The 13,768-nt window shown below is 51.0% G+C and carries 12 protein-coding genes; 1 reads left to right on the forward strand and 11 read right to left on the reverse strand.

Annotated features, from left to right (window positions below; all coding sequences use genetic code 11):
- From fcl to wza, 11 genes are all read right to left on the reverse strand, one after another.
- On the reverse strand, positions 1 to 966 hold the full coding sequence (fcl, locus tag BEB42_RS13630) for a GDP-L-fucose synthase (protein ID WP_000043585.1): 966 nt from the start codon (positions 964 to 966) through the stop codon (positions 1 to 3).
- A 2-nt stretch (positions 967 to 968) separates the two neighbouring features.
- Positions 969 to 2,090: a GDP-mannose 4,6-dehydratase gene (gene gmd / locus BEB42_RS13635; protein ID WP_000048190.1), complete on the reverse strand. Its 1,122-nt coding sequence runs from the start codon at positions 2,088 to 2,090 to the stop codon at positions 969 to 971.
- Positions 2,091 to 2,116: 26 nt separating this feature from the next.
- The gene (wcaF, locus tag BEB42_RS13640) at positions 2,117 to 2,665 is read right to left on the reverse strand and encodes a colanic acid biosynthesis acetyltransferase WcaF (protein ID WP_001153564.1); all 549 of its coding nucleotides are present in this window, start codon (positions 2,663 to 2,665) and stop codon (positions 2,117 to 2,119) included.
- Between the two features lie 15 nt (positions 2,666 to 2,680).
- The gene (gene wcaE, locus BEB42_RS13645) at positions 2,681 to 3,427 is read right to left on the reverse strand and encodes a colanic acid biosynthesis glycosyltransferase WcaE (protein WP_000927033.1); all 747 of its coding nucleotides are present in this window, start codon (positions 3,425 to 3,427) and stop codon (positions 2,681 to 2,683) included.
- A 126-nt stretch (positions 3,428 to 3,553) separates the two neighbouring features.
- Positions 3,554 to 4,774, reverse strand: coding sequence for a colanic acid polymerase WcaD (gene wcaD, locus BEB42_RS13650; protein WP_000107805.1), 1,221 nt, complete (start codon positions 4,772 to 4,774; stop codon positions 3,554 to 3,556).
- Positions 4,749 to 5,966, reverse strand: coding sequence for a colanic acid biosynthesis glycosyltransferase WcaC (wcaC, locus tag BEB42_RS13655; protein ID WP_001023889.1), 1,218 nt, complete (start codon positions 5,964 to 5,966; stop codon positions 4,749 to 4,751). The genes wcaD and wcaC overlap by 26 nt, the downstream gene beginning before the upstream one ends.
- A complete protein-coding gene (wcaB, locus tag BEB42_RS13660) occupies positions 5,963 to 6,451 on the reverse strand; it encodes a colanic acid biosynthesis acetyltransferase WcaB (protein ID WP_000888735.1) in 489 nt (162 codons plus the stop codon). The genes wcaC and wcaB overlap by 4 nt, the downstream gene beginning before the upstream one ends.
- A 2-nt stretch (positions 6,452 to 6,453) precedes the next feature.
- Entirely contained in the window at positions 6,454 to 7,293 is an 840-nt protein-coding gene (wcaA, locus tag BEB42_RS13665; protein ID WP_000654512.1) for a colanic acid biosynthesis glycosyltransferase WcaA, read from the reverse strand.
- Between the two features lie 128 nt (positions 7,294 to 7,421).
- Positions 7,422 to 9,584: a tyrosine-protein kinase Wzc gene (gene wzc, locus BEB42_RS13670; RefSeq protein WP_000137096.1), complete on the reverse strand. Its 2,163-nt coding sequence runs from the start codon at positions 9,582 to 9,584 to the stop codon at positions 7,422 to 7,424.
- 2 nt (positions 9,585 to 9,586) lie between these two features.
- Positions 9,587 to 10,030 (reverse strand): low molecular weight protein-tyrosine-phosphatase Wzb, encoded by a 444-nt coding sequence (gene wzb / locus BEB42_RS13675; RefSeq protein ID WP_000482918.1) that lies wholly within the window; start codon positions 10,028 to 10,030, stop codon positions 9,587 to 9,589.
- A 5-nt stretch (positions 10,031 to 10,035) separates the two neighbouring features.
- Positions 10,036 to 11,175, reverse strand: coding sequence for a polysaccharide export protein Wza (gene wza, locus BEB42_RS13680; protein ID WP_000978094.1), 1,140 nt, complete (start codon positions 11,173 to 11,175; stop codon positions 10,036 to 10,038).
- A gap of 658 nt (positions 11,176 to 11,833) precedes the next feature.
- Between wza and BEB42_RS13685 the strand changes: the two genes are divergently transcribed.
- The gene (locus tag BEB42_RS13685; RefSeq protein WP_000454701.1) at positions 11,834 to 13,417 is read left to right on the forward strand and encodes a TerC family protein; all 1,584 of its coding nucleotides are present in this window, start codon (positions 11,834 to 11,836) and stop codon (positions 13,415 to 13,417) included.
- Positions 13,418 to 13,768 lie beyond the last annotated feature (351 nt).

Here is a 13,768-nt window from a genome sequence, read left to right on the forward strand (position 1 = left end):
TTACCCCCGAAAGCGGTCTTGATTCTCAAGGAACCACTGGTAAGTGCTGGCAAGCCCCGCTTCCAGTGAGATTTCGTGATACCAGCCAAGCTGATGCAGGCGCGTCACATCCAGCAGTTTGCGCGGTGTGCCATCCGGTTTACTGGCATCAAAAACCACCCGGCCTTTGTAACCCACCACTTTGGCGATGGTTTGCGCCAGCTCGCGGATAGTGCAGTCAACGCCCGTGCCGACGTTAATGTGCGACAGCATCGGCTGGGTGTTTTCCAGCCAGACTTCGTGCGCCAGCTCCATGACATGAATGCTTGCCGCCGCCATATCATCGACGTGCAGAAATTCGCGCATCGGCGTACCGCTGCCCCACACCACCACGTCCGGTGCATTCTGTGCCGTCGCCTCGTGGAAGCGGCGCAGCAATGCGGGGATCACATGCGAATTACTTGGATGGAAGTTGTCGTGCGGCCCGTACAGGTTGGTCGGCATGACAGAGCGGTAATCGCGTCCATACTGGCGGTTGTAAGATTCGCACAGTTTGATCCCGGCGATTTTGGCAATGGCGTATGGCTCGTTGGTCGGCTCCAGCGTGCCCTGTAACAGCTCGCCTTCTGCCATCGGCTGTTTTGCCAGTTTTGGGTAGATGCAGGACGATCCGAGAAACAGCAGTTTGTTCACGTCGTTCTGATGCGCAGCGTGAATGATGTTGCTCTCAATCATCATATTCTGGTAGATGAAATCCGCCGGATACGTGTTGTTGGCGACAATCCCGCCCACTTTCGCCGCCGCCAGATAGACCTGGTCAATGCGCTCGCTGGCAAAGAAATCATGCACCGCGCGGCTGTCCAGCAGGTTCAGTTCGTCGCGGGTGCGTAATACCAGTTCCACATCACCGCGCTGTTCGAGCTGTCGCTTGATGGCAGAACCGACCATCCCGCGATGGCCAGCGATAAAAATACGTTGTTTACTCATGCTTATGACTCCAGCGCGATCGCCACGTCGTAGCCGTGAGATTTCAGCAGAGAGTGTTTTTTCGCCGCTTCGAGGTCATTAGCCACCATTTCAGATACCATCTCTCTGAGGGTGATTTCCGGTTTCCAGCCCAGTTTTTCGTGCGCTTTGGTCGGGTCGCCGAGCAGCGTTTCTACTTCAGCAGGACGGAAGTAACGCGGGTCAACGGCGATAATCACATCGCCCGGTTTAACGCCCGGCGCGTCATGCCCGGTGACGGAAACCACAATGCCCTTCTCTTCAACGCCCGTGCCTTCAAAGCGCAGTTTGATGCCCAGCTGTGCTGCCGCCATTTCCACGAACTGACGCACGGAGTACTGAACGCCGGTGGCAATAACGAAATCTTCTGGCTGTTCCTGTTGCAGCATCATCCACTGCATTTTTACGTAGTCTTTGGCATGGCCCCAGTCACGCAGGGAGTCCATATTGCCGAGGTACAGGCACGACTCCAGCCCCTGGGCGATGTTGGCGATTGCGCGGGTAATTTTGCGGGTCACGAAGGTTTCGCCGCGGCGCGGGGATTCATGGTTGAAGAGAATGCCGTTACAGGCGTACATGCCGTAGGATTCGCGGTAGTTAACGGTGATCCAGTAGGCATACAGCTTGGCGACCGCATATGGAGATCGCGGATAGAACGGCGTGGTTTCTTTCTGCGGAATTTCCTGCACCAGACCGTACAGTTCAGAAGTGGAAGCCTGATAGAAACGGGTTTTCTTTTCCAGACCAAGGAAGCGGATCGCCTCCAGCAGACGCAGTGTGCCCATCGCATCAACGTCTGCGGTATATTCCGGTGACTCAAAAGAAACCGCAACGTGGCTCATTGCCCCCAGGTTGTACACTTCATCCGGCTGCACTTCACGCAAAATGCGCGTCAGGTTGGAGGTATCACTCAGGTCGCCATAATGCAGATGGAATTTCGGGTTACAGGTATGCGGATCCTGATAAATGTGATCCACGCGCTCGGTGTTGAATGACGATGCACGACGCTTAATACCATGCACCTCGTAACCTTTTTCCAGCAGAAACTCTGCCAGGTAAGAACCGTCTTGTCCGGTTACACCGGTGATGAGAGCGACTTTTGACATGTCTTATTCCTCTGTATTTTTTGAATTTATTCAGTTTCAACGCGTTCGCGTATCACCACTGCGGGATTCCCCCGGCAAACTCTATTTGCCGGAAGCGATTTAAAAACACTGCTTCGCGCACCCACGACGGTGCCGTCGCCGATCGTGACGCCAGGAGCAACAAAAACATCGGTTGCCAGCCAGCATTTCTCGCCAATCACAATGGGCGTGGCGTTTATGGTGAAATGTCGACTTGCATGGTCGTGGCTCCCGGTGCATAAATAACTTTTTTGCGATATCACCGAATGTGCGCCAATGGTTATTTCACCGAGGGTATATAAATTGACCTCATCGCCGACCCACGCGTAATCACCTAAGGTTAATTTCCACGGATAGGTAATTTTTACTGACGGACGAATAACTACGTTTTTTCCTATTTTTGCGCCGAATAAACGTAATAAAAATGCCCGCCAGCGATACAATACTTGTGGCGACCAGGCAAATATTGTTGCCTGTACTGCCCACCACAATTGCACTTTAATAGCGTTGCCGCCCCGGAACCCTTTCGGCACCGAGAAACCGCTTAAATCTTGCATTGGTATTCCTTATATTCAGACTTTGTTATATAAGGCTTTAGTCTTACCCGTCGTGCGCTGGCGTAAATGCCAGGATAATTCAGCCCAGAAGCCAGGCACATGTAATATTTGCCGTTGGACTTTTTTCGCGTCCGCGCACAATTCCATATTATTGGTGGTAGATACCCCACCCATAGAAAATTCAGACACCAGGCCATTGAGTTTTTTAAATGCATAACCTGCTTTATACATTTTGGCCGCCAGCGCGTAATCGGAAGAAACTTTATATTCCAGATCATAACGCCATTTTTTCAAGCCGGATACCGGGAAAAATATCGCCTGATGGCTGGCGGGCAGGCTGTGATAAATATACCAGCCAGGTTTAGCGCGACGTTTAATTTTATGCCCGTCGCCAAAATCCAGCAGCGCATCGCCGGTGATCATCACGTTATCTTTTTGCATTTTTAACTTACGGACAAAATTTGCGGCATCCTGATGAAAAATATCGCCCGAGTTGAGAAACAGCGCAAACTTGCCTTGTGCCATCGCAATGCCTTTGTTCATGGCGTCGTAGATGCCCTTATCTGGTTCACTGACAAAGCGTAGGTTATAGATACCATTGAGATTTTCCAGATACTCACGGGTGCCGTCATTGGAACCGCCATCGACAACTATCCATTCGAAGCTGATATCGTCAGCCTGCGCCAGATGCGCCAGCGAGGCGTGTGTTTTGACTATCCCTTCGAGGTTACGAAACGCAACGGTGATTATGCTAAGCAACATGTTCTTACCTCGTAATACCCGTCATACTTCAAGCTGCATGTGCGTTGGTTTTCCTCGCTCACCCCAGTCACGTACTCGTGCACGCTCCTGGGGATTCGCTGCGTCACCAACTTCCTGCAACTCGAATTATTTAGGGTGTATATTTAACGCTTTTCGCAAAATAAATGGACAGACGATTAAAAATGCATATTCCGGGCTAAATATCGAACCGGTAAAAAACAGCGACACCGGAGTAAAAAGATAGAGCTGCACACGAAAATTGCGATTATCACCAAAAGCGTTGATCATCATTTTTATCACTTTCCCCATGTACCACAGTGATAAAAGCACTGCGAACCAGGAAAAATAAATAATCAGCAGATACAAACCATTGTCTATGGTTTTTCCGACATCCGCACCGTTAAATATTCCGAATGATGCGACATATTCATAAAGTGAGCCAAATCTGACTACACCGTCAATATGGCTCAAAGAATAACCGACCATCACCAGTGGACCGACAATGCGATAATACGATGACGATCCTTCCGTACCTAAATCGCCCAAGCGGGTGGAAATATAAGGAAACGCGATTACCACACCAACCAGGAATACAGCCAGAGAAATCAATGCTAACGGTAACTTTTTCTTAATCGCCTCTTTGTTCAGATATTGAAACGCCCACTCCAACAAATAAAACAGGATAAAGGTCATAACCCCTGAAAACGATCCGGATAATATTATCCCTGCGAGAATCATAGCATCGGTTTTAGGCGTTTTGATACCAAACTGTTTAATGCTGAGCCAAATTGAGATTAATGCCAGAGCGAAAAATGCCGGTTCGAAATAAAGTGCTGTCGTGCGCTTGCCGCCGAATTTAATGAAATTCAGCACATAACTGTTGCTGTAAATCAGATATTTCGAAATCGACTCCATAATACTGCTGCCGCCAGTGAGGATAATTTGCGCCATCTCCACCGCCGCCAGCGCCACCACCAGCCCCACCACCAGATAAAAGAAACGTAATATCTTGCGATGGTTGTGTGGCGAAATCGTTTTAAAGCGAATACTCCACACCATGCCAATAATGATCACAATATAGACAAACAGCATGGTTGAAGTGACGTATTTACTGGCATCCAACGACTGACCAAACAAGTAGTTAAACGCCGTGAGTCCCGCACCAATCCCTAAGGCAATCATCAATTTTTTAACGCTGATGCGCTCTAAAAACAGCAGTAACAAGACAGGTAAAAAAGTGACGATGGTGATGGGGAAACTTTCGCCAAGCTGGGCGATTTTGACGTTAACCAGCAGGTAAATCAGCGGCAGCAGCAGGTAGCTACAGATTCTGATAGAAGTTGACATACTCCTCCAGCATCTGTTGTCCACTGTAGGCGGCGCGGCTGCGCTGGCTGAACTCAGCCAGCGTGGTACCAAATATCGCCTGCGCGATTTCCGGTTTGCTTAACTGCACCAGTTGCAGCACCTCTTCTTCGCTGACGGTTTTACCGCCGGATTTTTGCAGCACTTCCCGCGCCGCATCGCTATGGGTGGCAATCACCGGCACACCAATTGATAACGCCTCACACAAAATCAGCGGGTAGTTATCGACGCGAGAACTGAACACCAGCGCATCCATCTGATTAAGCGCGCTCATCAACTTGCGCTTGTCAGTTTCAAAGCCGTGATTAACCACGTTACCAGCGGTGAACGGCGAGAACTTACCAAAGGTATGCAGTTCTATTTTGTCACCCAGCGCCATCATCTCGCGCACCAGTTGCTGGTTAGTTTTGCCGTCGTAACGCAGGTCATGCGCCACCACCGCGATTTTCGGCTTGCCCTGGGTTTCACGCACCGGAGGCAGGTCCGCCAGAATCGCTTCGGTTGCCATATCAATACCGTTATTGATAATCCGACAACGCCCTGGACCGTACAGGCTATTGAAAGCATCAGCTACATGCTGGCTGGGGGAAATAAACTGACAGCCCAGCGCCAGCATCTCGCGAAATAACTGCCGTTTGCCCGCCACCAGCTGATGCGCGCGATCAATCTTCACCGGCGGATAGTTATTTAAGGTCGGGCATTTTTGACAGCCCGTTTTCCAGCCTTCGCATCCGTCGGTAAAGGCGCAGCGTCCGGTAACGCTCCAGTGATCGTGCAGCGTCCAGACCAAAGTGATATCCGGTTTGTGGTTTTTCACCTTTTCGCAAAAGCGCACCACGCTCTTAAGATTCAACCAGTAGCTGTGCAGCACATGAAAATGCAGGACTACCGGTCCCGGTGTGCGAGTAATGGTGCGATATAACTCATTGAAATTGCCGAACAGATCGCGATTAAACAGACGAAACAGGGCAATGTTCGCCATCGCGGTCATCCGCGGCGTATGTTTGATGACCTGCGGATAGTTCTGATGGCTGACGCTCTCTTTGCCGCCTTTGCCGTAGCCGTAGACAAAATGTGACGCCAGCCCCTGTTGCAGCGCGCGCTGGTGGAGATCTAACGCCACACCTGCCGCCCCGCCTTCCGCCAGTCGCACATTAAATTGCAGAATATTCATTTAATTACCTTCACTCGCGCTTTTTCTCCCACCACCAGCGCGTTGTCCGGGATTGCGTCGAGCACCACGCTGCCCGCCCCCACGGTGACGTTGTTACCAATCGTGATATCGCCAAGGATAATGACGTTGGCACCAAGTTCGACGCCGTTGCCAATGTGTGGACATGCCATGTTATCGGCACCACGATTGCCGATAGTGACGCCGTGGCGAATGGTGAAATCATCCCCCGCGACCACGTTTTTATTGATCACTACGGCATAGCCGTGATGGATAGTAAAGCGTCGGCCAATGGTCGCGGCGGCCTGGATTTCATAACCGAAAAAGCATTCGGTGATAATGCGATACAGCACCAACAGCGGGGCCGCCCACAGATTGTTGAGGACGTTTTTTTTGCGCCACACTGAACAAAAATGAGCAACGCGATAGGCAAGAACCATGCAGCACGGGCGTAAACTCCAGCTGTTGGCGCGCAGATCTTCCAGCATCTTTAGCGCCCCCGAATTCCATCAGCCAGACGTTTGCCGTTACGCACCGACAGCAACGTCAACAAAGTGCGCCATGTCATGCGTTTATTGCGGATCTGGTAGAGGGTAAACAACTGATATTTTTTGCTGGCGCGGTCGAATTTGTCTTTGTGCTTACGATAAAAGTGGAAGTACCCGGAGAATTTTTTCGGTGACGAGGTGATCTGCATTTCGCCGTGATTGATATGCAGGATCTGCGTCGCCTCTTCCACTTTCCACGGTTCGCCGTACTCCACCACCATTCGCAGGAAGATGTCGTAATCCTGTGCCGCTTTCAGTTCGGTATCGAACAAGCACTCTTTGAAACGCCACGCCCAGCTAAATACCTGATTACCAATGATATTGCGTTTGTAGAACAGGCGGCGTGAATACGGCGATTTGGGATACAGCGGCAAGCTTGCCGGTTGGGAATAGACTTCCCCCTGGCAAACGTAGTCGTTGGCGTACAAGAACGCATGTGTGACCAGTTGCTGTTTATGGGCGAGGAAGACGCTCAGGCGGTTGGGTGTCCATTCATCATCGTCATCGATCCCGGTGATGTATTCCCCTTGTGCCAGCATAATCGCCTGGTTACGTACCGCACACGCCCCGCTGTTAATGTCGTTGTGAATGTACGTAATACGCGAGTCGTTGAGGGCGGTGACGTACTGTTGCAGTTGTTCCCAGGAGGTGGAGCAATCATCCACGATGATCATCTCCCAGTTGCTGTAGTCCTGGCGCAGGACCGATTTTATCGCCCGAATCGCCAGTTGTTGGCGGTTCCAGGTCGGCATATAGATTGAGATCAGCGGATTGTCTTTCATAGGTTGTTCTCCCGGAGTATCGAGATGTTCTGCCGGTTTATAAGCTGGTTTACAGGTTCTGTTGCCGGATGCGGCGTGAACGTAGGTCGGATAAGATGCGTCAGCATCGCATCCGACAGCGGATCTCGTTATTTCGCATCCGACTTATATTCGTATTCGTAATAGCCATAATCCTGATACGCGCTGGCGCGGCGGAAGATGGAGTTAAGAATCACCCCTTTCACCGGAATTCCGTTTTGCTCAAAGCGGCTCAGACTGGTTTCCACTTCTTTCAAGGTGTTGACCGCATAACGCGCCACCATTAATGTGGTTCCGACATGACGACCAACAATTGCCGCATCGGTCACTGCCAGAATCGGCGGCGTATCAATCAACACCAGGTCGTAGTTTTTACTCGCCCAGTTCACCAGTTCGGCAAAGCGTTCGCTCATCAACAGTTCAGAAGGATTTGGCGGTACCTGACCGCGCGGGATCAGGTCAAATTTGGCAATAGAGGTCGGTTTAGCAGCGGTAGTAATGTCGCCCTGACCAATCAGAATTTCCGACAGGCCATTGACATTATTGGTGCCCAACAGCTCGTGGGTGTAGCCTTTGCGCATATCACAGTCGATCAACAACACCCGTTTATTGGTCTGGCTAATGACCGCCGCCAGGTTGGCGCAGACAAAGGTTTTACCGATTGACGGGCTAACCCCCGTCATCATCAACACATTGTTCTGTGCCTGCATCATCGCGAAGTGCAAACTGGTACGCAGACTACGGATGGCTTCAATCGCCAGATCGGTTGGATTCCCCACCGCCAGTAGCTGGCTCTGTTTATAGCGTTTAACCCCTTTGATGGTTTTGACGCTATCGCGCGCTTTTTGCCATTCCGACAGCGGGATGCTGGCATAGACGCTGATGCCGTGTTCTTCCAGCACCTGCGGGCTTTCAATGCCGCGATTGAACAACGAGCGCAGCAGCACACCCACAATAGAAAGCATCAGGCCGAGGATGATTGCGCCGAGAATAATCAGCCCTTTCTTCGGTTTCAGCACGCCAGGCTGGGTGATTGCCGAGTCAACAATACGCACATCGCCGACGGTGCTGGCTTCGGTGATTTTCAGCTCCTGCTCTTTATTCAGCAGTTGCATATAGACCTGTTGACCAGACTCGACATCGCGGGTCAGACGGACAATTTCCTGCTGGGTTTTCGGCATCGCCGTTACGCGACCATTAAGTTTGGCTTTCTCTTCTTCCAGCGCCTGACGTTTCTCCAGCAGCGTGCGGTACGCCGGGTGAACTTTGGTGTACAGCTTGGAGATTTCCGCCTCTTTAAAGGTCAGTTCGTTCAACTGCGCGTCGATGTTCACCATCGAATCGAGCACCGCTTTCGCTTCCAGCGGCAGATCAACAGAATCTTTATCCTGACGGAAGGCATTCAGTTTGTTTTCAGCAACATCAAGGCGGCTGCGTACTTCTGGTAACTGTTGCGCGAGGAAGGCGAGGCTTTTCGACGCTTCCGCCGATTTGCGCTCAATATTTTGTTCCTGATAGTTACGGGCGATACTGTTAAGAATGTCGCGGATCTGTTCGCGATCTTCACCGGTATAAGTCAGGCTCAGTACGCCAGCGTCTTTGCCATTCTCTGTTACCGTCAGGCTGTTTTGCAGTTGATTGATCATCCCCAGCGTGGAGTATTTAGTGACGGTAAACTCACTGCCCGGGCTGGCGTGAATGGCTTCAACCATCAGCGTGACGCCTTCTTTTTTCAGCATCTGGCCCGCTTGCCCACGGGCGCTAAAGCCGCCATCACTGCTCAGGGTGTAGTTTTTGTCATCAAGCACATTAAGCGTAAACACCTGATCCACCATCTCTTTTGGACGGTTAAAGGTGGTCACTTTTACTGTCTCGTTCTGACGTCCCATCAGGCGATCCCAGCCCGCACCGAAAATCGGGAACGTGTTTTTGCTCACCGCAATATCGAGGTCAAGATCGTCCACCGTTTTACCGAGCACCAGACGCGAGCGAATCAACTGGATCTCAGCGTCCGATGCTGGCGGCTTGTTGGCTAACGCAGAGCCGATATCCTGCACTAACGAATTGCCGCTGCTTTGCTCAATTTGTACCAGTGCGTCGGCGCTGTATATCGGCGTAGCGAAGAAGGTGTAAATCACGGCACAGAGGGCGAATACGGCGGTGATGCCAATTACCCACCAGCGCGCTTCAATGACGGTGCCGACCAGGCGACCAATATCGATTTCATCACTGCCCGTTACCGGAGCGGCATGTTGTTTTACTTTTTCTGTCATTGTTATACCTGCTCTGCGTTCAATGCCTGCGCCCACTGGCGGGCAGACCGTTCAAGTAATGTGTACACCGCTGCAAACGTTTCCCGGCTTTTGCGATACGGATCGGGGATTTCACATTCGTTATCCCAGTGACCAAACAGCATCACTTTGCCGCGCATCTCAGGTGCCATCTCGCATAAGCGTTCGATATGGCGCTTTTCCATGGTCAAAATCAGGTCGTAGTTGCGACACAGGCTGCGGCTGATTTGACGGGCACAGTGACCTTCCAGAGACAGTTGATGTTCTGCGGCGACGCTGATAGCGGTAGGATCAGCGCCCTTACCAACCAGCGCGCCGAGTCCAGCGGACTCCACTTTCAGCTCCGGGTGATAACGTTGCAGTAAGCGTTCCGCCGTCGGGGAACGGCAAATATTGCCGACACAGACAACTAAGATGTTGTTAAACATGACGATTACCAGTTATGAATGTCGCTGGCTGTATCCGTCATGTAACGGACACCGCTAATAGTTGGCAGCAACTGATTGATCAGACGGTTCCAGCGGGAAACCGGGGCGGTGGTGACATACACCACGTCATAAGGCTGCAGGCGGAATTCTGTCGCCATCACCAGCGACGTGGCATCGGACATATCCAGTTGGTAGATATTGGCGATCTTGCCGTTACGCCCACCCTCGCCTTTCAGCGGACGAATGACAAAGATGCCGCTGGCGTTGGAGGTGGTCATGTCGATGCCTTCAGCATTGCCCAGGGCTTCAGTCAGGGTCATACCGCTAAAGTCCATTTTCAGGGTGCTCTGTTTTTTCACTTCACCCATCACAAATACTTTCAGATCATCATTACGCGGCACGTAGAGAATATCGCCAGGATAAAGCAGTCGGTTCTGATTGAGGTCGCCGTTTTGCATCAGCGCCTGCAAAGAAATGCGTTCTTCACGACCATTGTGTGTTAGCACCACGTTGCGCCAGTCAGCGGTATCGGTCAGGCCACCTGCGGCGTTAATGGCGTCGAGAATGGTCAATGGTACGTTGGTGATCGCCTGTTGACCGGATTTATTCACCTGACCTGAGATATACGCTTTTTGCGAGCGGAAGGCGGCGATATTAACGTCCACCTGCGGGTCAGCGATGTACGTCGCTAAGCGCCCGGTAATATCACTGCGGATTTCAGCGAGCGTTTTCCCCACTACGTGAACCTTGCCGATATACGGGTAGAACATGGTGCCGTCAGGCTGTACCCAGTTGCCGGTGTCGCTGGAGCTGCGGTACTGACCAGCTGGCGTGGTGAGTTCCGGGTGATCCCAGACGGTGACATTAAGAACGTCGCCCGGCCCGACACGATATTGATAATTGGCAATCTCGCTTTCCAGCGTCATATTGGGGCGCGCGACGTTCGGGCGTGGGCGTAATTGATCAATCAGGCGCGGGGTCAGCGGATAAACATTCACCATTTTGTCGAGATCGAAATCAGCATCCTGCTGTTTGATGACGTCTTTACCCATCGTCGACATATTGCTGCCCGGAAGTACTGTGCAACCGCTTATCAAGGTTACTGACACCAATAATGGCATCAATTTCATTTTGGATTTCATCATTGTTTATTTATCACTTTGGCAGAGTAATTATCCTGTGCACTATTAATAGCAATGTCGCCATGCACATTTACCTTGCAGTTAATTGAATAAAAATTTAACTGGCATCAGTCCTAAAAAAATTGATTTCATCCGCAGGCTATTGACAGAATAATTCAGACTGGTCTTTCAGGCATCCAGACACGCTACCGCCCCTGGCTTTTTAGCTACCAATACACTGATTTAGTTTAGATTTTCTAACTCTTTCATCATGCAGTCGATTATGAAAAAGCGTTATTCCGTGAATTAATTTTCCAGATATAAGGTGGCATTATGGTAATTGAATATTGGCTTCCAATAATGCAGGAGGAAGTGTTACAGCTAACGGAATAGCAGGCAAGGTAACAATTCGGCAATTGGCTATTTTTAAGAATTATATTAAGTGTCAATCAATATGTTTTTTAGGACTTTCTTTAGGTTGACAATAATTAATATAGTGTCTCCATATGCGATATTTCTTAAATAATGTTTTATTATTGCCACTTTTAATTCAGGGATAATGTGAGGTTATAACCCTCAAATTATATGAGATAAATAGTGCTGCAACATTGCATTTTTGCCCCGATTTATCCATGATCGAATTGTGACATTTGTCATACAACGAATAGGTTTTGTACTTACTATGGAATGGATTGCCGATCCGTCTATCTGGGCCGGGTTAATCACGCTGATTGTGATCGAACTGGTCCTCGGCATTGATAACCTGGTCTTTATTGCCATCCTCGCCGAAAAACTACCGCCGAAGCAGCGCGACCGCGCACGGGTTACCGGGCTGCTGCTGGCGATGTTAATGCGCCTGTTACTGCTGGCGTCAATCTCCTGGCTGGTCACCCTGACTCAACCGCTGTTCAGCTTCCGCTCGTTTACCTTTAGTGCCCGCGACTTAATCATGCTGTTTGGTGGTTTCTTCCTGCTGTTCAAAGCCACGATGGAGTTGAACGAACGGCTGGAGGGGAAAGACAGCAATAACCCCACACAACGCAAAGGTGCGAAGTTCTGGGGCGTGGTGACGCAAATTGTGGTGCTGGACGCCATCTTCTCACTTGACTCGGTGATTACCGCCGTCGGGATGGTCGACCATTTACTGGTCATGATGGCCGCCGTGGTTATCGCGATCAGCCTGATGCTGATGGCAAGCAAGCCGTTAACCCAGTTCGTTAATAGCCACCCGACCATCGTTATTCTCTGCCTAAGCTTCCTGTTGATGATTGGCTTTAGCCTGGTGGCGGAAGGTTTCGGCTTCGTCATTCCGAAAGGCTACCTGTACGCTGCCATTGGTTTCTCGGTGATGATCGAGGCGCTCAATCAACTGGCTATCTTTAACCGGCGACGTTTTCTTTCCGCTAACCAGACGCTGCGCCAGCGGACTACCGAAGCGGTAATGCGCTTGTTAAGCGGGCAAAAAGAAGATGCGGAACTGGATGCCGAAACCGCGTCCATGCTGGTGGATCATGGTAACCAGCAGATCTTTAATCCGCAGGAACGGCGGATGATTGAGCGGGTACTTAATCTTAACCAGCGTACTGTCAGCAGCATTATGACGTCGCGCCACGATATTGAGCATATCGATCTCAACGCGCCGGAAGAGGAGATCCGCCAGCTGCTGGAGCGAAATCAGCACACGCGTCTGGTCGTTACCGACGGCGATGATGCAGAAGATTTGCTCGGTGTTGTTCACGTTATCGACCTGTTACAACAGTCACTGCGCGGCGAACCGCTCAACCTGCGGGTGTTGATTCGCCAGCCGCTGGTGTTCCCGGAAACTTTACCGTTGTTACCTGCCCTGGAGCAGTTCCGTAATGCCCGCACACACTTTGCTTTTGTGGTGGATGAGTTTGGCTCGGTGGAAGGGATTGTGACATTAAGTGACGTCACTGAAACCATTGCAGGTAACTTGCCAAACGAAGTGGAAGAGATCGATGCCCGTCATGATATTCAGAAAAATGCCGACGGTTCATGGACAGCGAATGGTCATATGCCGCTGGAAGATCTGGTGCAATATGTGCCGCTGCCGCTGGATGAAAAACGTGAATATCACACCATTGCCGGGCTGTTGATGGAATATTTGCAGCGTATTCCAAAACCTGGCGAAGAAGTTCAGGTGGGGGATTATTTGCTTAAAACGTTGCAGGTGGAAAGCCATCGCGTGCAGAAGGTGCAGATTATTCCGCTGCGTAAGGATGGCGAGATGGAGTACGAGGTGTGATGGCATGTAGGCCTGATAAGACGCGTAAGCGTCGCATCAGGCGTTTCATTCAACCGGGAGAGTATGTGACATTAGAGGCTGTTCCGTTCACTTTATGTTCCTCGCTACTTTGGAACGCTCAAGCCGGTGAACGTGCCAGGGTGGCTCAATCGCCACCACCCTGGCAACCCGGGCTCCCGGCGGTAAATCGCCGCTAGCGCGGTCCCCTCATCTTATTCCTTTCGGCTATCGGGTACGGGCGCGAGGTAACATCCCTGTAAAACGCGCCCTCAGCCCACATCCATGTGGGCTGCCCCGGCCTACAGGAAACGATTCGGCGATTTACAGCCGGACCAACACCCTCGCTGAAGT

Origin of the sequence: Escherichia sp. MOD1-EC5990, assembly GCF_002965285.1 — a bacterium.
GTDB lineage: Bacteria > Pseudomonadota > Gammaproteobacteria > Enterobacterales > Enterobacteriaceae > Escherichia > Escherichia coli_F.